General features: G+C 72.8%; 18 protein-coding genes. 8 read left to right on the plus strand and 10 right to left on the minus strand.

Translation table 11 applies throughout. The annotated features are described in order from the left end of the window. Positions 1-15: 15 nt before the first annotated feature. The 3 genes from AC0KTA_RS12675 to sigE form a co-directional block, all read right to left on the minus strand. Positions 16-2,115 carry a S1C family serine protease gene (locus AC0KTA_RS12675; RefSeq protein WP_481055224.1) on the minus strand — a complete coding sequence of 700 codons (2,100 nt, stop codon included), beginning with the start codon at positions 2,113-2,115 and terminating at the stop codon, positions 16-18. Positions 2,116-2,747: 632 nt separating this feature from the next. Continuing rightward, entirely contained in the window at positions 2,748-3,740 is a 993-nt protein-coding gene (locus tag AC0KTA_RS12680) for an anti-sigma factor family protein (protein ID WP_481055225.1), read from the minus strand. Then, positions 3,737-4,510, minus strand: a complete 774-nt coding sequence (sigE, locus tag AC0KTA_RS12685) for an RNA polymerase sigma factor SigE (protein WP_481055226.1) — start codon at positions 4,508-4,510, stop codon at positions 3,737-3,739. Before sigE ends, AC0KTA_RS12680 begins: the two co-directional genes overlap by 4 nt. Positions 4,511-4,692: 182 nt before the next feature. On the opposite strand from sigE, the gene AC0KTA_RS12690 reads away from it, so the two are divergent. Then, entirely contained in the window at positions 4,693-5,391 is a 699-nt protein-coding gene (locus AC0KTA_RS12690; RefSeq protein ID WP_189729278.1) for an O-methyltransferase, read from the plus strand. Positions 5,392-5,775: 384 nt separating this feature from the next. Here AC0KTA_RS12690 and AC0KTA_RS12695 read toward each other — a convergent pair whose 3' ends face one another. Next, a complete protein-coding gene (locus AC0KTA_RS12695; protein ID WP_003966491.1) occupies positions 5,776-5,943 on the minus strand; it encodes a DUF3117 domain-containing protein in 168 nt (55 codons plus the stop codon). A 333-nt stretch (positions 5,944-6,276) separates the two neighbouring features. Here AC0KTA_RS12695 and chcB point away from each other — a divergent pair, with 333 nt between their 5' ends. Further along, positions 6,277-7,077: a 2-cyclohexenylcarbonyl CoA isomerase gene (gene chcB / locus AC0KTA_RS12700; protein WP_481055227.1), complete on the plus strand. Its 801-nt coding sequence runs from the start codon at positions 6,277-6,279 to the stop codon at positions 7,075-7,077. Here chcB and AC0KTA_RS12705 read toward each other — a convergent pair. Both AC0KTA_RS12705 and AC0KTA_RS12710 read right to left on the minus strand, forming a co-directional pair. Further along, a complete protein-coding gene (locus AC0KTA_RS12705; protein WP_481055228.1) occupies positions 7,074-7,694 on the minus strand; it encodes a DNA-3-methyladenine glycosylase I in 621 nt (206 codons plus the stop codon). The two genes, chcB and AC0KTA_RS12705, sit on opposite strands and share 4 nt — an antisense overlap. Next, a complete protein-coding gene (locus AC0KTA_RS12710) occupies positions 7,691-8,104 on the minus strand; it encodes a DivIVA domain-containing protein (RefSeq protein ID WP_481056402.1) in 414 nt (137 codons plus the stop codon). Before AC0KTA_RS12710 ends, AC0KTA_RS12705 begins: the two co-directional genes overlap by 4 nt. A gap of 150 nt (positions 8,105-8,254) precedes the next feature. Between AC0KTA_RS12710 and folP the strand changes: the two genes are divergently transcribed. Beyond that, the gene (folP, locus tag AC0KTA_RS12715; RefSeq protein WP_481055229.1) at positions 8,255-9,115 is read left to right on the plus strand and encodes a dihydropteroate synthase; all 861 of its coding nucleotides are present in this window, start codon (positions 8,255-8,257) and stop codon (positions 9,113-9,115) included. Between the two features lie 226 nt (positions 9,116-9,341). Here folP and AC0KTA_RS12720 read toward each other — a convergent pair whose 3' ends face one another. Both AC0KTA_RS12720 and dapE read right to left on the minus strand, forming a co-directional pair. Continuing rightward, positions 9,342-10,091 carry an LOG family protein gene (locus AC0KTA_RS12720; RefSeq protein WP_481055230.1) on the minus strand — a complete coding sequence of 250 codons (750 nt, stop codon included), beginning with the start codon at positions 10,089-10,091 and terminating at the stop codon, positions 9,342-9,344. 131 nt (positions 10,092-10,222) lie between these two features. Next, complete coding sequence (gene dapE, locus AC0KTA_RS12725) at positions 10,223-11,380, minus strand: succinyl-diaminopimelate desuccinylase (protein WP_481055231.1); 1,158 nt, start codon at positions 11,378-11,380, stop codon at positions 10,223-10,225. 85 nt (positions 11,381-11,465) lie between these two features. On the opposite strand from dapE, the gene AC0KTA_RS12730 reads away from it, so the two are divergent. Next, the gene (locus AC0KTA_RS12730; RefSeq protein WP_481055232.1) at positions 11,466-12,587 is read left to right on the plus strand and encodes a VldE C-terminal domain-containing protein; all 1,122 of its coding nucleotides are present in this window, start codon (positions 11,466-11,468) and stop codon (positions 12,585-12,587) included. Positions 12,588-12,908: 321 nt separating this feature from the next. Then, positions 12,909-13,343, plus strand: a complete 435-nt coding sequence (locus tag AC0KTA_RS12735; protein ID WP_481055233.1) for an ATP-binding protein — start codon at positions 12,909-12,911, stop codon at positions 13,341-13,343. Positions 13,344-13,445: 102 nt separating this feature from the next. Here the strand turns inward: AC0KTA_RS12735 and AC0KTA_RS12740 are convergent, their stop codons facing one another. Next, the gene (locus tag AC0KTA_RS12740) at positions 13,446-14,540 is read right to left on the minus strand and encodes a bifunctional succinyldiaminopimelate transaminase/glutamate-prephenate aminotransferase (protein ID WP_481055234.1); all 1,095 of its coding nucleotides are present in this window, start codon (positions 14,538-14,540) and stop codon (positions 13,446-13,448) included. 116 nt (positions 14,541-14,656) lie between these two features. Then, complete coding sequence (fdxA, locus tag AC0KTA_RS12745; protein ID WP_058849731.1) at positions 14,657-14,977, minus strand: ferredoxin; 321 nt, start codon at positions 14,975-14,977, stop codon at positions 14,657-14,659. A 143-nt stretch (positions 14,978-15,120) separates the two neighbouring features. Between fdxA and AC0KTA_RS12750 the strand changes: the two genes are divergently transcribed. The 3 genes from AC0KTA_RS12750 to AC0KTA_RS12760 all read left to right on the plus strand — a co-directional run bounded on the left by AC0KTA_RS12750 (position 15,121) and on the right by AC0KTA_RS12760 (position 18,356). After that, positions 15,121-16,125, plus strand: a complete 1,005-nt coding sequence (locus AC0KTA_RS12750; protein ID WP_481055235.1) for a GNAT family N-acetyltransferase — start codon at positions 15,121-15,123, stop codon at positions 16,123-16,125. Between the two features lie 328 nt (positions 16,126-16,453). Further along, a complete protein-coding gene (locus AC0KTA_RS12755; RefSeq protein WP_481055236.1) occupies positions 16,454-17,308 on the plus strand; it encodes a transglutaminase-like domain-containing protein in 855 nt (284 codons plus the stop codon). 130 nt (positions 17,309-17,438) lie between these two features. Then, entirely contained in the window at positions 17,439-18,356 is a 918-nt protein-coding gene (locus AC0KTA_RS12760) for a transglutaminase family protein (RefSeq protein WP_481055237.1), read from the plus strand. The last annotated feature ends 11 nt before the right edge of the window (positions 18,357-18,367 follow it).

Below are 18,367 nucleotides of genomic sequence, written 5' to 3' on the forward strand. Positions count from 1 at the left end.
CTCGGGCACCATGGCTCACTCCCCGCTCGCCGTGCCGAGGACCAGCGTCACCTTCCGCTCGTCCCCGTCCCGCTCGACGGTCAGCTCCAGGCGGTCCTTCGGGCGGTGGGCGCGGACCTTGACGATGAGCTCGTCGCCGGAGTGCACGCGGTCGCCGTCCACCGCGGTGATCACGTCGCCCGGCTTCAGGCCCGCCTTGGCGCCGGGGCCGCCGCGGTTGACGGCCGGGCCGCCGCTCCGGCTCTTCCGCGCGATGCGGGCGCCGTCGCCGGTGAACTGCTTGTCGATGGTGACGCCGATGACCGGGTGGGTGGCCCGGCCGGTGTTGATGAGCTCTTCGGCGACGCGCTTGCCCTGGTTGATGGGTATGGCGAAGCCGAGCCCGATGGAGCCGGACTGGCCGCCCTCGGGGGCGGAGCCGTTGTCGGCGGAGCGGATGGCGCTGTTGATGCCGATGACGCGGGCCTTGGCGTCGACGAGAGGTCCGCCGGAGTTGCCCGGGTTGATGGGCGCGTCCGTCTGGAGGGCGTTGACGTACGACACGTCGCTGCCGTCGCCCTTCTCGCCGCCCGCCGTGATGGGGCGCTCCTTGGCGCTGATAATTCCGGAGGTGACGGTGTTGGCGAGGTCGAAGGGCGCGCCGATGGCGACAACGGGATCACCGACCTGCACGTTCTCGGAGTTCCCGAGCGGCAGCGGCTTGAGTCCGCGGACGCCTGACACCTTGACGACGGCGAGGTCGTAGCCCGCGTCCCGGCCGATGACCTTGGCGCTCGCGGTCTCGCCGCCGCTGAACGTCACCGTTATCTCGCCGCCCGTCCCGGCGGGTTCGACCACGTGGTTGTTGGTGAGGATGTGGCCCTTGCCGTCGAGGACGAAGCCGGTGCCGGTGCCCGCGCCGTCGTCGCCGCGGACGTGCAGCGTCACGACGCCCGGCAGCGCGCTCGCCGCGATTCCGGCCACGCTGTCCTTGGGCCGCTTCTCGGACTCCGAACCGGCCTGCGGCAGCTCGACATCGGTCCCGATGCCGCCCTCCCGCTCCAGATACGCCCCGACGACGCCGCCGATCCCCCCGGCCACCAGCGCGATGACGAAGGCCCCCACAACAATCGCCCGCCGCCCACGCCGCCGCCGCTCCCCCTGAGTGGCGACGGCGGCCCCGGTCTGCTGCAGCGGGGCACTCCAGGGGTCGTACCGCTGCCAAGGGCTGGCGGGGGCGCCTGGGGCGGGGGCGCCCTGCGCGTGGCCGGGTGCGGGGGTTCCTGTTCCCGGTGCGGGTTGCGCGGGCACGCCGTGCGCCCCCGCGTTGGTGTGGGTGGGGTGGCCGTGCGGCGGGACGGCCTCGTGCGGGGCGCCGCCGACCGGGGGTGTGCCGTGCATGGAGACTCCCGGGGCCGGGGTGCTGTGCGCGGGACTGCCTTGGGCCGGGGCGCCGGGAGCTTGGGTCCCCTGGGCCGCGGTGCCCGGGTGCGGGCCGTGCCCGTGAGCGTCGGCGTACTGACCGCCGTGCGGGGGCGCGGCCTGCGCGCGGGTGTCGGGGGCGGGCATGCCGTGGGAGCCGGGGGCCGCTGTGCCCGGGTGCAGGGCGTGCCCCTGGGCGTCGGCGTACTGACCGCCGTGCGGGGGCGTGCCCTGCGCAGGGGCGGCCGGGGCACCGCCATGCGTAGGCGGCCCGGGAGGCTGGGCTCCCTGCCCCGGAGCGCTGTGGTGCTGGACTCCGTGCGGAGGCGTGCCGGGGGAGCCGGGGGCCGCGGTGCCCGGGTGCGGGCCGTGCCCGTGGGCGTCGGCGTACTGGCCGCTGCGCGGGGGCGTGCCCTGCGCGGAGGCGGCCGGGGCACCGCCATGCGTAGGCGGCCCGGGAGGCTGGGCTCCCTGCCCCGGAGCGCTGTGGTGCTGGACTCCGTGTGGAGGCGTGCCTGGGGCCGGGGCGCCGGGTATGGGCGTGCCGTGCCCCGGGGTCCCGTAGACGGGGGTGCCTTGGGCCGGGGTCGCCACCGGGTGCTGTACGGGCGGTGCGGGGGCCCAGGGGCCGGGCTCGCCGTAGGGCGGTGTGCTGTACGGGTCGGGGTCGTGCAGCGGCCGGGGTCGGTCGGCGCGGGCCTGGGCGGCGGGCACCTCGGTCGTGGACGACGCGTGAACGACGGCCGGAGGCGCACCGTCCAGGACGGCGGCACCCTCGGCAGCGCCCGCACCGCCGGCTTCAGCCGCACCACCTACGACACCGGCTCCGTTGCCAACCGCACCACCAGGCACCAAGCTCCGATCCCCTGCAAGCCCCCCGGACACGGCACCCTGAGGCACCACATCCCGCGCCACCCCAGCCGAAGGCACCACATCCTGAGGCACCCCATCCCCGGACACCGCGCCCCGAGGCCCCGCAAGCCCCCCGGACACCGCACCCTGAGGCACCACATCCCCCGCCGCACCAGCCGAAGGCACCGCGTCCCCCGCCACCTCAGCCGAAGGCACCGCATCCTGAGGCGCTCCACCCGCGGGCACCGTGCCCTGAGGTTCCCCAACGGGGGCCGCCGCCCCCTGTCCGCCTCCGTCCCGGGACACCCCGGGAGGGGAAGCCTCGTCGGGGGTCACCCCGGAACCCTGCTCAGGCCCAGTGCCAACGTCCATGCTCTCCCCACAACTGGCCCGCGGCGACGCCGATTACGTGCTGCATTCCGTGGCCGCCGAGTTCCGGCGGGCACGGTCCACCGAGGATTCAACCAGGTCTGCGGGCCGACGCGCAGGGCACGTCAGTGGATCTGGGAGGTGCCCCGCAGCGGTCCGGCGTCGGGTTTCGGCGAGGCCTTGGGGGCGGGATCGGCGGTGACGTTGAGCGTGAGGCCCTGTGGCGCGCCGTCCGGGGCGTCCTCGGTCACGGCCCGCACCAGCGGGGACATCACGCCGGCCCCGGCCAGCAGCGGGGCGGTGAGCTGGTGCCCCTCGGGTGGATGGCCGGGCCGCATGGGCGCCCCGGAAAGCAGCGGCGTGACGGCCGTCGTGGGCGCGAGCGCCTGGGGCTGTCGCGGTCCCTGCACGGAGAGCGGGTTGCCGCTGCGGCGCCGCACGGAGTCGGGAACGGCGGCGTTGGGGGTGCTCGGGGACCGCAGCGGGGTCGCGTTGCTGTTGGCCGTGCCGGCACCGCCGGCACGCTGCTCGCCTGCGGTGAGGGGCGTGCCCATGGTGACCCCGCCGAGGGCTATCGCCGCCAGCGACACGGCCCCGGCCGCGGCGAACGCGAACCGCCGCCCGAGCCACACGGACCGCTCGGACTCGGACCTGCCGACGTCATGGATGCGGAAGCCGCGCTCCTCACTGGGGAGCACCGCGGCGTGGGCGCCGGAGGGGACATACCCGGCGAAGGGCTCGGGTCTTCCTCCGCGGACGCTGAAGACACCGCCGTTGGGCAGGCCGGTGGAGTCCGACGAGCCGGTGGCGAAGCCGTCGTCGACGGGCGTGCGCGGGCCCCCGGACCGGCCGATGTCGTCGATATCGGCGCCGGGAAGGCTCTGCAGGCGGGCGAGGAAGCTCTCGCTGGGAGGCGGCGGCGCCGACTGCGCGAAGACGTTCTTGAGCCGGCGCTGCGCGTCGGCTTCGGTCTTGCACTTCGGACAGGTCGCAAGGTGCGCGAGCACTCGCTCGCGTGCGTCATGACCGAGCTCACCGTCGACCAGCGCGGCGAGCCGGTCCCCCAGGTGCTGCTCGGCGAGATGCCGCTCGGCAGGATTGGACCGTGATCCACTCACGCGGTCGCGCCCCCTCCTCCCAGCGCCACGGCTCCGCTCACTGCGAGCGAGCGACGCTCCGCGCGGGCCTCGGGGGAACGGTGCTGGAGGGCCTTGCGCAGCTGGGAGCGGCCACGGTGGATACGGCTGCGGACCGTACCGAGCTTGACGCCCAGGGTGGCGGCGATCTCCTCGTACGAAAGGCCTTCGATGTCGCACAGGACGACGGCGGCACGGAACTCGGGCGCGAGGGTGTCGAGCGCCTGCTGGACGTCCGCGTCGAAGTGCGTGTCGTTGAACACCTGCTGTGGCGAGGGCTCGCGGCTGGGCAGCCGCTCCGCCGCGTCGTCCCCGAGGGCGTCGAAGCGGATGCGCTGCTTGCGGCGGACCATGTCCAGGAAGAGGTTCGTGGTGATGCGGTGCAGCCAGCCCTCGAACGTGCCCGGCGTATACGTCGACAGGGAGCGGAAGACGCGGACGAAGACCTCTTGGGTGAGGTCCTCGGCGTCGTGTTGGTTGCCCGTCAGGCGGTAGGCGAGACGATAGACCCGGCCGCTGTGCGTGCTGACGATCTCCTCCCACGTGGGAGGAGTCCACGCCTGCGATTCCGCGTCAGCGGCAAAGGTCGCGGTCTGAGCGGAATCGGTGGCGCGGGAACGGTCAGCGGTGTCGGTCACGGATTTCGGCTTACCCGCCAATCCGAGAAAGCGCCGAAGCACTCCTCCCCGATCCGCGGACGCAGCCGCACCTCCCCTGTCGGCTCTGGTGGTGTCCAGTGGAGCCCCTACCATAACCACCTCGCCCGTTAGCTCCGGATAAGCGTTTTTACGTGAATTTGGTACTTGCCTCTTGATGTGCCGGGTCCGCTCGGTCCGCAGAGTGCGGACTTCGCGTCCCGACTTCAGTTCCAGATCCATGACCATGCCCCGGCTGCCCCCCGTTGTCCTCACACCCCTTCTAAACGCACGGTCCCATCTGCGGGTTCCCGGCCCCAACGGATACAGTCACGGCCAGGCAACCACGGGGACAGGAGAGGGCCATTACCGGCAACCGGCAGACGAGCTGGGCGTTCGCCGACGCCTTTGTCGCCGAGGACGAGGCGCTGCGCTGGGCCCGTGACCGGGCGCGGGAAGCGGGGCTTCGCTCGGTGTCGCCCGGCACCGGCGCCGCGCTCGGGATGCTGGCCGCCACCGTGGACGCCAAGGCGGTCGCCGAGATCGGTACGGGCACGGGAGTGTCGGGCATCCACCTGTTGCACGGAATGCGCCCCGACGGCGTCCTCACCACCGTCGATCCGGATCCGGAGCGCCAGCAGTTCGCCCGCACGGCGTTCCGCGCCGCGGGCTTCGCCGGCAACCGCGCCCGTTTCATCCCGGGCCGCGCCCTCGACGTCCTGCCCCGCCTCGCGGACGGCGGCTACGACCTGGTGTTCTGCGACGGCGACCGCACGGAGTGCATCGACTATCTCGCTGAATCGTTGCGCCTGCTCCGCCCGGGCGGGCTCGTCTGCTTCGAGGGAGTCTTCGCCGACGGCCGCACCGTGGACTCCGGGCCGCAGCCCGTGGAGGTGCTGCGGCTGCGCGAGCTGCTGCGCGCGGTGCGCGAGAGCCAGGACCTGGTGCCGTCGCTGCTCCCGGTGGGCGACGGCCTCCTCTGCGCCGTGAAGCGCTGAGCGCTTCGCTGGATGTGCGGTGCTGAGCTCTTCGTCGGCTGCGCACCGCGACACCTGCGGGCCGTCAGTGGCTGGTCGCGCCCACGCGGCGGAGCCGCACATGGACGCAGCCTCGCGCCCCTTCGGGGCGCTGACGGGCGTCATCCGCTCGGCCGTCCAGGTGACGCCCACCCCGCGCCCCGCTCAAACCAGTCCTCCGGCCCGAGGATTCAGGCCTTTCGGCCCGCCGGATTCCGGACGTTCCCGCAGGCCGCCCGGGCCGCCGCGACATGCCTCCCGTCAAGATCACGTATGCCCGCGGCCCCCGGACACAGCACTGCCCCGGCTCGTCGTACGATGCCGGGGCAGCTCAAAAGTGTGGTGAAAAGTGTGGCCGCTTGCGCGTCAGCCGACAACCTTCTTCAGGGCGTCGCCGAGGGCGTCGGCCTCGTCCGGGGTCAGTTCGACGACAAGTCGACCGCCGCCTTCGAGCGGAACGCGCATGACGATGCCCCGCCCCTCCTTGGTCACCTCGAGCGGGCCGTCGCCCGTCCGCGGCTTCATGGCCGCCATGCTCGTTCCCCTTCCTGAAACCAGCTTGTCGCAGCCGACAACCCAGGTGTCACCGGCATCGAACACATTGCTTCCAGGTCATTATCCCGCATCGCGGGACCCGATGACCAACATCAGTCGGCATCGCTTGCGCAACGCGCGGCCGCAAAACCACTCAATTCGGCGATGTGACTGCAATACTGCGCCGCCCCACACGGTTCTCCCGCCACAAAGACTTTGACGCAGGTCACATCCGCGGCCGCATACCGGCGGCCGATGATCTAGGTCATGCTGGCTCCGAAGCCCACACGACCCGTCACACGACGGTCACAGGACCAGCGGAGGGGACCCACCATGGCCGACACCGTGCTCTACGAAGTGAGCGACGGGCTCGCGACGATCACGCTGAACCGCCCCGACGCGATGAACGCGATGAACGTCGAGGCCAAGGTCGCCCTGCGGGAGGCGGCCCGCTCGGCCGCGGCGGACCCTGCGGTGCGCGCCGTGCTGCTCACCGCGACGGGGCGCGCCTTCTGCGTGGGCCAGGACCTCAAGGAGCACGTCGGCCTGCTCGCCGCCGACCGCGAATCGGGCTCCGGGCAGACGATGAGCACGGTGCGTGAGCACTACAACCCGATCGTGCGGGCCCTGACCGGCATGCCCAAGCCGGTGGTGGCCGGGGTCAACGGCGTGGCGGCCGGGGCGGGCTTCGGCTTCGCGCTCGCCGCGGACTACCGCGTCGTCGCGGACACGGCTTCCTTCAACACCTCGTTCGCGGGCGTCGCGCTGACCGCCGACTCCGGGGTCTCCTGGACCCTCTCGCGCCTGATCGGCCCGGGCCGCGCCGCCGACCTGCTGCTCTTCCCGCGCGGCATCAAGGCGCAGGAGGCATACGACCTGGGGATCGCGAACAAGGTCGTGCCCGCGGACGCGCTGGCGGACGAGGCGCGCACGGTGGCCCGCGCGCTCGCCGAGGGGCCGACGCTCGCGTACGCGGCGCTCAAGGAGTCGCTCGCGTACGCCGCCGGCCACTCCCTGGACGAGACCTTGGACAAGGAGGACGAACTCCAGACGAAGGCGGGCGCCTCCGAGGACCACGCCATCGCCGTCCAGGCCTTCCTCGACAAGGCCAGGCCCAAGTACCTGGGCCGCTAGCCAGTCGTGCTCGGGCCGCGGGCCAGTCTTCCGGCGGCGCTCGCCTCGCGGGCCACGCAGTCCGCGAGATGGTCGTTCACCAGGCCGCAGGCCTGCATCAGGGCATAGGCCGTGGTGGGGCCGACGAAGCGGAGGCCGCGCTTCTTGAGGGTCTTGGACAGGGCCGTCGACTCGTCCGTGACCGCGGGCACGTCGGCGAGCGTCCGCGGCACCGGGCGCGCGGCCGCGTCCGGGGCGAACGACCAGATCAGCTCGTCCAGTTCACCGGCGGGCCAGTCGGCGAGCACACGCGCGTTGGCGAGGGTCGCGTCCACCTTCGCGCGGTTGCGGATGATGCCCGCGTCGGCGAGCAGCCGCTCGCGGTCGGCCTCGCCGAACTCGGCGACCGCGGCGATCTTGAAGCCGGAGAAGGCGGCGCGGAAGCCCTCGCGGCGGCGCAGGATCGTGAGCCAGGACAGGCCCGACTGGAAGGCCTCCAGGGAGAGGCGCTCGAACAGCGCGTCGTCGCCGTGGACCGGGCGGCCCCACTCCGCGTCGTGGTACGCCACATAGTCCTCGGTCGACAGGCCCCACGGGCAGCGCAGGCCGCCGTCCGGGCCGGGGATGGCGGCGCTCACTTGTCGTCCTCCGGTCGCTCGTCGGCCGGCGCCGGGGCGCCGGGGTGTGCGGGGCCGCGCTCCGCCGCGCCGTACCCCTTGAGCAGGCCCGGGCCGCCGACCGCCGTGGCCTGGGCGCCGGCGAGGGCGGTCTCCAGCTCGGCGATGCGCGCGTCGCGCTCGGCCAGCTCGGCGGCGATGCGGTCCAGGGCCTCGTCCACATCGACCATGCGATAGCCGCGGACCGTCATGGGGAAGCGCACCGCCTCCACGTCGGCCCGGCGCAGCGGGCGGTCCGGTGGCAGCGGGTCCGTGAACCGCTCCGGCGCCACGTCGGGCAGCGCGCCGCTCTCCCCGCCGCCGAGGACCGCCAGGGTCACCGCCCCGACCACGACGACGAGGGCGATGACCAAGAACAGGAACATGACCATCTCTGCGGTCCCCACGCTCGGAGCCGGACCGCTCGGCGGCCGGCACGGAAACTGTCTGGCTCCGATCGTGCCATGCGGCTCTGACAGTTAAGGTCGCAGGCGGCCGGACCGCGAGGCCGGCCGACGGAACGACGAGGAGGCTCACAGGGGATGCTCAGGCTGGGCAGGCGCGTGTTCGAGGCGCACGAACCGGTGATCATGGCGATCGTGAACCGGACCCCGGACTCCTTCTACGACCAGGGCGCCACCTTCCGCGACGAGCCCGCCCTCGCGCGCGTGGAGCAGGCCGTGGCCGAAGGTGCGGCGATCATCGACATCGGCGGGGTGAAGGCCGGGCCCGGCGAGGAGGTCACCGCCGCGGAGGAGGCGCGGCGCACCGTCGGCTTCGTCGCGGAGGTGCGGCGGCGCTTCCCTGATGTCGTCATCAGCGTCGACACCTGGCGGCACGAGGTCGGCGAGGCCGTCTGCGACGTCGGGGCCGATGTGCTCAACGACGCGTGGGGCGGGGTGGATCCGAAGCTCGCGGAGGTCGCCGCGCGGTACGGGGTCGGGCTCGTGTGCACGCACGCGGGCGGCGCGGAGCCGCGTACGCGGCCCCATCGTGTCGAGTACGACGACGTCGTCGCCGACATCCTGCGGGTGACCGTGGGGCTTGCCGAGCGGGCCGTGCAGCTCGGGGTTCCGCGGGAGTCCGTCCTCATCGATCCCGGGCACGACTTCGGCAAGAACACGCGGCATTCGCTGGAGGCGACCCGGCGGTTGCCGGAGCTGGTGTCCACGGGGTGGCCCGTGCTGGTTTCCCTCTCCAACAAGGACTTTGTCGGGGAGACGCTTGACCGGCCGCTCAAGGAGCGGGTGATCGGGACGTTGGCCACCACCGCGGTGTCCGCGTGGCTCGGTGCGCAGGTGTACCGCGTCCACGAAGTCGCCGAGACCCGTCAGGTCCTCGACATGGTCACCACGATCGCGGGCCACCGGGAGCCGAGGGTGGCCCGGAGGGGGCTGGCGTAGGGCCCTGCCGGGGGCTCCCCAATCCCACCCCTTCCCGAAACTGGGGGCTCTGCCCCCAGACCCCCGCTCCTCAAACGCCGGAGGGGCTGGATTTCCCGCCCGAAGGGCGAGAAGGGGCGGGCGGGTAGGGAAGAGCCCGTCCGGCGTTTGAGGACGAGCGCGCAGCGCGATCTGCGGCGGCCCGTCCCACCCGCACAGGGACACCCACCCGCCCCGCAGGGACCCCTCAGCGGCCCACTTCCTTCGTCACCAGGGCCACCGCCTCCTCCACCTCGTCCGTGACGTGGAACAGTGCCAGGTCCTTGTGGGAGGCCTTGCCCTGGGCGATCACGGTGTCGCGGAGCCAGTCGACCAGGCCGCCCCAGTAGGCCGACCCGAAGAGGACGATGGGGAAGCGGGTGACCTTGCGGGTCTGGACGAGGGTGAGCGCTTCGAAGAGCTCGTCGAGGGTGCCGAGCCCGCCGGGCAGGACCACGAACCCCTGCGCGTACTTCACGAACATGGTCTTGCGCACGAAGAAGTAGCGGAAGTTGACGCCGATGTCGACGTGCGGATTGAGCCCCTGCTCGAAGGGCAGCTCGATGCCGAGCCCGACGGAGATGCCCTTGGCCTCACGGGCCCCCTTGTTGGCGGCCTCCATGGCCCCGGGCCCACCCCCGGTGATGACCGCGAAGCCCGCGTCGACCAGCGCCTTGCCGATCCGCACCCCGGCCTCGTACTCGGCGGAGCCGGGCAGGGTCCGGGCGGAGCCGAAGACGCTGATGGCGCTGGGGAGTTCGGCGAGGGCGCCGAAGCCTTCGACGAACTCGGACTGGATGCGCATGACCCGCCAGGGATCGGTGTGCACCCACTCGGTGTCGCCCTCGGTGTCGAGGAGTCGCTGGTCCGTGGTGCCGGGCGTGATCTGATCGCGCCGCCGCACCACCGGCCCCAGGTGCTGCTCCTCCGGCGGACCCTGCGCTTCCGGATTGCCCATGAACATCCCCTTCCACTGCCGGTCGACCCCGGCCCCATCCGCGCGGCCGCGCTCAACTCGCTCGTTGTGCCACTTCAGCGTAGGTCTACGGGCGTTACGCGGGGCGTAACTCCAGAAGTCGGGAGGTCGGGTCAGGAGGTCAGCCAGGACCGCAGCCGGGCCTCGGCCTCCGGGATCAGGGACGCCTGGACCCGCTCGTCGATCTTGTGGGCGAGGATCGGGTTGCCGGGGCTGTAGTTGACCGCGGGCACGCCGAGCGCGCTGAAGCGGGAGACGTCCGTCCAGCCGTACTTGGGCCGCGCCTCGCCGCCGATCGCGGCCAGGAAGGCCGCCGCCGCGGGGTGCGTGAGGCCGGGACGCGCACCCCCGGTGTGGTCGTCGACGACGAACTCGTCGACCCCGCAGTCCGCGAAGTAATCGCGTACGAAGGCCTCGGCCTCCTCCGGAGTACGGTCCGGCGCGTAGCGGAAGTTGACGGTGACGGTGCACACGTCCGGGATGACGTTGGTGGCGACGCCGCCCTCGATCCGGACGGCGTTGAGGCCCTCGTGGTACTGGAGGCCGTCGACGAACGGCGTGCGCGGTTCGTACGCGGCCAGCTTCGCCAGGATCGGGGTCGCGGCGTGGATCGCGTTGGAGCCCATCCACGCGCGCGCGGAGTGCGCCCTTTCGCCCTTGGTCCGCAGCAGGACCCGCAGGGTGCCCTGGCAGCCGCCCTCCACCTGCCCGTCGGTGGGCTCCAGGAGGACCGCGAAGTCGCCCGCCAGCCAGTCGGGGTGAGCCTCGGCCACGTGTCCCAGGCCGTTCAGGTGCGCGGCGACCTCTTCGTTGTCGTAGAAGATGAAGGTGAGGTCGCGGTTGGGCTCGGTGACCGTCTGCGCGATGCGCAACTGCACCGCGACGCCCGACTTCATGTCGCAGGTGCCGCAGCCCCACAGCACGCCGTCCTCGTCCAGGCGGGAAGGGACGTTGGGCGGGTTGTCCGCGACCGGCACCGTGTCGATGTGTCCCGCCAGGATCACGCGCTCACCGCGGCCCAGGTGGGTGCGGGCCACCACGTTGTTGCCGTACCGGTCGACCGTCAGGTGCGGCAGGGCCCGCAGGGCCGCCTCGATGGCGTCCGCGAGGGCCTTCTCCTCGCCGCTCGGCGACGGGAAGTCGACCAGCGCGGCGGTCAGCGCGGCGGCGTCGAGAGTGAGGTCGAGCGGGGCCGCGCCGGGGCGGGCGGTCGCGGTGGCCGCGTCGGTGCGGGCGGGCTGAGCGGCGGAGTGAGCAGGCGTCCGGTCCATGGCTCCGACCCTAACTCGCCGCGCCCGGACCCGACTCGCCGCGCCCGTCCCGTCACTGTCAGTGGGCTCCAGTACCTTGGTTCGCGTGTCCGAGCCCACGTCACTCGTCCGGCGCGGCCGCCTCCCGCGCATCGGGGCGGCCGTCGTCGTGCTGCTCGCGGTCGCCGGATATGTGGTGATGCAGTACGTCTCCGGGGAGCCCGAACCGCGGTGCACGGTGGTGTCGGGCACCGGCGACGGAGCGGCGTACGAACTGAGCGCGGAGCAAGCCGCGAACGCCTCGACGGTCGCGGCCGTCGGCACCCGGCGCGGGATGCCGGAGCGCGCCGTGACGATCGCCCTCGCGACGGCGCTGCAGGAGTCCGCCCTGCACAACATCCGCCACGGCGACCGCGATTCGCTGGGCCTGTTCCAGCAGCGGCCCTCACAGGGCTGGGGCTCCGAACGCCAGATCATGAACCCGGTGTATGCGGCCGGGCGGTTCTACGCCCGCCTGGACCAGGTCCCCGGATACACGCACCTGCCCCTGACGGTCGCCGCACAGCGCGTGCAGCGCAGCGGCTTCCCACGGGCGTACGCCAAGCACGAGCCGGACGCCGCCCTGCTCGCCGCCGCGCTCACCGGCCGGGCACCCGCGACCCTCACCTGCGACGGCCGTCCCGACCTCGGCCCCGGCGGCCCGGCCGAGGTGCGCCGGGCGCTCGCGCGGGACTTCGGGGACGACGCGTCGCCGAAGGGCGGCGGCGCGGGAGGGAAGCCGGAAGGGAAGAAGGCAGCGGGCGAGAAGGCGGCGGCGAAGGTGGTGCGCGTCCCCGTGACGGGCACGGCGGCGGCGCGGGCGCCCGCGCAACGCGGCTGGAAGCTGGCCCATTGGGCCGTGGCCAACGCCTCCGCGCTCCACATCGAACGGGTCTCCTACGCGGGCCGCGAGTGGAAAGCCGGGGATTCTGGGGATGGGTGGCGAAAGACGAAGCCCGGTCCCGAGAAGTCCCAAGTGCGCGAAAAGAGCGAGAATAGCGAGCCCGCAAGGGTGAATTCCCGTTCCGGAGACGGCAGTTCCGGTTCCGGGGCCGACGGCTCCAGCTCCGCGGCCGACGGCTCCGCCCCTCGGGGCGAACCCCTTGGGGGCGACAGCCCCGGCGCCGCGGACGGCCGCCACGGAGGGCCGGAGTCGGCCGCCGAGGTCCGAATCGTCACTGGGCAGTAGTGCGGCCGCTCACCCGTAGGGGGCATCGCGATCACCGCGCGATGACGCCGGAAGCGGATCTTCCGGAGGTTCGCGGCGCACGCCCCACAACCCTTGTAAACAAAGGGCGTCGAGCGGATCGGGCCCTTTCGGGATGAATGTCGTTTGCCCGATTTTATCCGGAGCCGATAATGCGACGCATTACCAACTCTTTACGTTGGCGCACCGCAACCTTCGGGAGCTTCGAGCGGTAGTCACTGCGTCCGAGCGCCGGTATCCGCACCGCATCCGCACCGCGGGACGGCCGGACACCTCAACGTTCTCTCCGTCTGAAGGAGCATCATGTCCCTCCCCCTGACCCGTCGGATCGCCCGTGCCGCACTGCTCGTCGCGGCGGGAGCGGCACCCGTGGTCGGTGCGGCCGGCTCCGCCAGCGCCGCCGAACTCCCCGCCACCAGCGACCTCAGCGGGATCACCACCCTGGACGGTGCCAACGTGGGTGACACGGTCGACGACACGGCCCAGAAGGTCACCAACCTCGCGGGCCACACCGGAAGCAAGGCCGTGAAGAAGGGCGCTCCGGCCGTGGGGCAGGCCCTGGGCAAGAGCGTCAGGACCACCGCGCCCGCCGCGCAGCAGGTCGGCAGTGACGTCACCGAGACCGCCGGTGACGTGGTCGGCGACACCACGGACACCGCCACCGACAGCGGGCTGGCCGGCGACTCGCTGGGCAAGGGCGCGCCGACGTCCGGGCTCCCGCAGCTGCCGCTCGGCTGATCCGGCCGCGTACACGCCGAACGCGTACACACCGAAGGGGTGCGGGAAGCAGTCAGCTTCCCGCACCCCTTCAGCATTGTCCGGTCGTCCGGGACACACACCTCACCGCAGCCGCGACACCGCGGCCGCCACCCGCTCGTCCGTCGCCGTGATGGCCACGCGGACGAAGTTCCGCCCCGCCTCGCCGTAGAAGTCGCCGGGGGCCACCAGGACGCCGAGCGACGCGAGGTGGGCGACGGTGTCCCAGCACGACTCGTCCCGCGTGGCCCACAGGTACAGGCTCGCCTCGCTGTGCTCGATGCGGAAGCCGTGCCCCAGGAGGGCGTCACGCAGGGCCGCGCGGCGGGCCGCGTAGCGCTCGCGCTGTTCGTGGACGTGGGTGTCGTCGCCGAGCGCGGCCACCGTCGCCGCCTGCGTCGGGGCGGGCGTCATCATTCCGCCGTGCCTGCGGATCTGGAGGAGGTCGCCGAGCACGGCGGCGTCGCCGGCCAGGAACGCCGCCCGGTAGCCGGCGAGGTTGGAGCGCTTGGACAGGGAGTGCACCGCGACGATGCCCTCGTACGAACCGCCGCACACGTCCGGGTGCAGGACCGACGTGGGCTCCGCCTCCCAGCCCAGCTCCAGGTAGCACTCGTCGCTGGCCAGGAGCACGCCGTGCTCGCGCGCCCAGGTGACGACGCGTGTCAGCTCGTCCTTCGACAGGACGCGGCCGGTCGGGTTGGAGGGCGAGTTGAGCCACAGGAGCTTCAGGCCCGCCGGGTCCACGTCGGTCGGGCTGTCGTACGCGACGTACTCCGCGCGGGCCAGGCGCGCGCCGACCTCGTACGTGGGGTAGGCGAGCCTCGGGTAGGCCACGTTGTCACCAGGGCCGAGGCCGAGCTGGGTCGGCAGCCAGGCCACCAGTTCCTTGGAGCCGACCACCGGCAGCACGTTCCGGTGGGTGAGACCGCGGGCGCCGAGACGGCGCTCGCACCAGCCGGTGATCGCGTCGCGCAGCTCGGGAGTGCCCCACACCGTGGGATAGCCCGGCGAGTCGGCCGCTTCCGCCAGCGCCTTCTGGATCAGCTCGGGCACCGGGTCGACCGGCGCCCCCACGGACAGGTCGACGATGCCGTCGGGGTGGGCGGCGGCCGCGGCCTTGTAGGGCTCGAGCCTGTCCCAGGGAAAGGCGGGGAGACGGTCGGAGAAGGCTGACACGGACGGGCTCCAGTGGTGCGTAGTTCTGTACGTAGTTCCGCGCGAGCGCTGTACAAACGCCCCGGTCCCGTACAGCGCGAAATGCCGTACGGGACCGGGGCGGCGCCAGGCGGCCGCTACTGGTTCTGCGGCGGCAGTGCGGCGATGAAGGCGTGGTCGCGCTCGATCAGGCCGAGCTTGCTGGCGCCGCCGGGCGAGCCGAGCTCGTCGAAGAACTCGACGTTCGCCTTGTAGTAGTCCTTCCACTCTTCCGGAGTGTCGTCTTCATAGAAGATCGCCTCGACCGGGCAGACCGGTTCGCAGGCTCCGCAGTCGACGCATTCGTCCGGGTGGATGTACAAGGACCGGTTGCCCTCGTAAATGCAGTCGACCGGGCACTCCTCGATGCACGCCTTGTCCTTGACGTCGACACAAGGCTGCGCGATGACGTAGGTCACGCTGTCGTTCCTCCTCGATACGGGCGTTGGCGGGCCGTCCTCAGGCTCCGCTCGCCTGGCGCGCGGGAGCGCGGCGTCGTCGATGCCCGCACCTAGTATCTCCGTTCCCGGGCATGATCCGAACAGGAGGGGCGTACAGAGCTGTGGAATTCACTGCGGGCGGACGACTCGAGGTCCGAATTGCCCCTTCTGACGTGGGCAAACGTGTCTCTGTCCGACGCCTGGACGAGAGTGGTGCGCGAGGCGGCGGGTTCACCGACACCGTCGGCGTTCTCACATCGTGGGACAACGGTGTGGTGGTGATCACACGACGGGACGGTGAAATCGTCCGCATCCCGGAGCGCACGCTGGTCGCCGGGAAGACCGTGCCCGCGGCTCCGGCCCGTCGGCGCGGTCCCGCGGCGACGTACGAGGAGCTGGCGCGGGTCACCGCGCGGTCCTGGCGGCCGGTGGAGAGCGAGCGGCTCGGTGGGTGGGAGCTGCGGGCGGCGTCCGGGTTCACGCGGCGCGCCAACTCCGTGCTGCCGCTGGGGGATCCGGACCGCCCGCTCGACGACGCGCTGGCGTTCGTGCGGCGCTGGTACGCCGACCGGGGGCTGCCCGCGTACGTGCAGACCGCGACCGGGGCCGAGGGCACGCAGGAGCTGCTCTGCGCGGAGCTGGCGGAGCGCGGCTGGGAGCGGGAGGTCAGCGCCGAGGTGTGGGTCGGCGGGCTCGCCCAGGTCGGGGACCTCGACGCGGACACGGACCGCGTGGTCCTCTCGCGGACCGTCGACGAGGCGTGGCTCGGCCGCTACCAGCGGTCCGGGAAGCCGGGACCGCACGTGCTCGAGGTGCTGACGAGCGGACCGTCGGTGTGGTTCGCTGCCGTGCCCGCCGCGGACGGGCCGCCCGCGGCGATCGGGCGGTGCGTGGTCGACGGGCGGTGGGCGGGCTTCATGGCGGTGGAGGTGGATCCGGCGCGGCGGCGCGCGGGCCTGGCCACGGCCGTGATGACGGCGCTGGCCCGGCGGGCGCTCGACGAGGGCGCGTCGGCCGCGTGGCTCCAGGTGGAGGAGGACAACGGCGGCGCGCGGGCGCTGTACGACGGGATGGGCTTCGCGGCGCATCACAGCTACCACCACTACAAGGAGCCGCACGCCACGTGACCGTCGTGACTGCGCGGCGTGACGGAAACGGCCAAGACTTGGACGGTCCGGACCGCGAAGAGTGCGGACAGCGAGCGCGGGCATGAGCGGTTCGATACGGCCAGTCACCAGTGGTACGAACGCTTACGGCTAAGGTCCCACGGGAATTTGCCTCTGCGGCAATGAGGCGATGCGGCCGGCACCCCGCATTACGTACGACAGCACGCAGCACCACATACGACAGCACATCGCACCACAGACGAGCCCCACCGGCGGATCCCACCGGTACCGGACACGCCAAACAGACCAGACAGACCAGACGGACCAGACAGAAACGACAGAGGCACGGATGCGCGCACAGCCCGCGAAGTCCAGTGAATGGCGGCGCAGGTTCGCCGACGAGGCCAGGGCCGAGCGGCCCGACCTGTCCTTGCTGTGCCTGCTGCTGAGCGGGGAGGCGGACCCGGAGCTGGACGAGGCGGGCATCGACGCGGCGCAGATCCAGCTGGACACGCTCGCCGGAGAGCTGCCCTTTCGGCCGGGCGGCCCGCGCGAGTGGGCGTCCGCGGTCGGCGAGCTCCTTGGCGGGCGGCACGGGTTCCACGGCACACCGGCCGACTACCACCGTCTTGAGTCGTCCCTGCTGCACAAGGTTCTGCGGACCGGGCGCGGGCTGCCGATCCTGCTCTCCGTCGTCTGGATCGAGGTCGCCCGCCGCGCCGGCGCCCCGGTCTACGGCGTCGCCCTGCCCGGCCACTTCGTCGTCGGCTTCGGCTCCCCCGACGCGTACGGCAAGCCGGGGCAGGTGCTCGCCGATCCGTTCAACGGCGGGCGGCTGCTGTCCACCGAAGACGCCGAGCAGCTGGTCGCGCAGGCGTCGGGCGGCAGGCTGAACCCCTCGCTCCTGACGGCGGCCGATCCCCTGAACATCATGCTGCGCATCCTCAACAACATCCGCGCCTGGGCGGCGGCCCGCTCCGAGCGCTCGCACGTGGCGCTGTGGGCCCTCGAACTGTCCCTTCTGCTGCCCGCGCACCCGGCGCGGCTGCGCTACGAACGGGCCCAGTTGCTGGTCGAGCGCGGCGACTTCCTCGAGGGGGCGCGGGGTCTCGAGGAGTACGCCGAGGTGGTGGAGTCGATCGAGCCGACGACGGCGGAGCGGGTGCGGCTGGAGGCGCGGGCGGCGCGGGCGAAGCTCAACTGAGGGCGAAGCCCGGCTGCCGCGGTGCGCCTCCTACGTATGAGCTGGACGGCGTACCTGCAAACCCCGGTGGCGTACCGCTTGGCCGTCGCGAGGACCGGTAGCGATCGGTCCGGCCGGGCACCAGGGACGTATGCACCCCCGACCTGCCCGCAGTACGCGGTGGCGCCGGGCCTTCGCCGCCGAGGCCAGGGCCGAGCGGCCCGATCTCGCGCGGCTGTGCCTGCTGATCGGCGCGGAGGCGGATCCCGCGCTGGACGAGCCGGGCATCGCGGCGGCGCGCCGGACCCTCGACCGGCTCGCGGCCCTGCTGCCCACGGGCCCGGCGTGCCCGCGCGCGTGGGCGGCCACGGTCGCCGACCTGCTCGGCGCGCGCTGCGGGTTCCGGGGCCGCCCCGGCGACTACCAGCGCCTGGAGTCGTCCCTGCTGCACCAGGTCCTGCGGCGCGGGCGCGGGCTGCCGATCCTGCTCTCCGTCGTCTGGATCGAGGTCGCCCGCCGCGCCGGAGCCCCGGTCCACGGTGTCGCCCTGCCCGGCCACTTCGTCGTCGGCTTCGGCACACCGGACGTCTGCGCCCAGGGGGCATGCGGCGCGTACGGCGGCTGCGGCGCCGGTGGTGGTCGGGGCGCCCGGGACGCGTACGAGGAGCGCGTGCTGGCCGATCCGTTCGACGGAGGGCGGGTACTGAGCCCTACGGACGCGCAGTTGCTGGTGGCGGGGGCCACCGGGGCGCCGCTCGACGCCGCGATGCTGCGGCCCGCCGGTGTGCTGGACATCGTGCAGCGCGTCCTCAACAACATCCGCGCGTGGGCCGCGGCCCGCCCGGAGCGTTCCGACGTCGCCCTGTGGGCCGTCGAGCTGTCCCTGCTGCTTCCCGCGCACGCGGACCGGCTGCACTACGACCGCGCCCAGCTCCTCGTCCAGCGCGGCGACTTCCATGCCGGTGCCGCCGAACTCGACACGTACGCCGACGCGCTGGCTGCCGCCGACGAGGGGGCGGCGGACCGGGTACGACTGCAGGCGCGGGCGGCGCGGGCGCGGCTGAACTAGGCCTGCGTGCT

The organism is Streptomyces sp. Y309 (genome assembly GCF_056712025.1).

What these genes read in the sequence shown, in the direction of transcription:
- chcB (WP_481055227.1), top strand. Translation starts at nt 6,277, where the DNA reads ATGGCCGACACCGTGCTCTACGAAGTGAGCGACGGGCTCGCGACGATC.
- AC0KTA_RS12735 (WP_481055233.1), top strand. Translation starts at nt 12,909, where the DNA reads ATGTCCCTCCCCCTGACCCGTCGGATCGCCCGTGCCGCACTGCTCGTC.
- AC0KTA_RS12695 (WP_003966491.1), bottom strand. Translation starts at nt 5,943, where the DNA reads ATGGCGGCCATGAAGCCGCGGACGGGCGACGGCCCGCTCGAGGTGACC.
- AC0KTA_RS12760 (WP_481055237.1), top strand. Translation starts at nt 17,439, where the DNA reads ATGCACCCCCGACCTGCCCGCAGTACGCGGTGGCGCCGGGCCTTCGCC.
- AC0KTA_RS12710 (WP_481056402.1), bottom strand. Translation starts at nt 8,104, where the DNA reads ATGGTCATGTTCCTGTTCTTGGTCATCGCCCTCGTCGTCGTGGTCGGG.
- sigE (WP_481055226.1), bottom strand. Translation starts at nt 4,510, where the DNA reads ATGGTAGGGGCTCCACTGGACACCACCAGAGCCGACAGGGGAGGTGCG.
- AC0KTA_RS12755 (WP_481055236.1), top strand. Translation starts at nt 16,454, where the DNA reads ATGCGCGCACAGCCCGCGAAGTCCAGTGAATGGCGGCGCAGGTTCGCC.
- folP (WP_481055229.1), top strand. Translation starts at nt 8,255, where the DNA reads ATGCTCAGGCTGGGCAGGCGCGTGTTCGAGGCGCACGAACCGGTGATC.
- AC0KTA_RS12720 (WP_481055230.1), bottom strand. Translation starts at nt 10,091, where the DNA reads ATGGGCAATCCGGAAGCGCAGGGTCCGCCGGAGGAGCAGCACCTGGGG.
- dapE (WP_481055231.1), bottom strand. Translation starts at nt 11,380, where the DNA reads ATGGACCGGACGCCTGCTCACTCCGCCGCTCAGCCCGCCCGCACCGAC.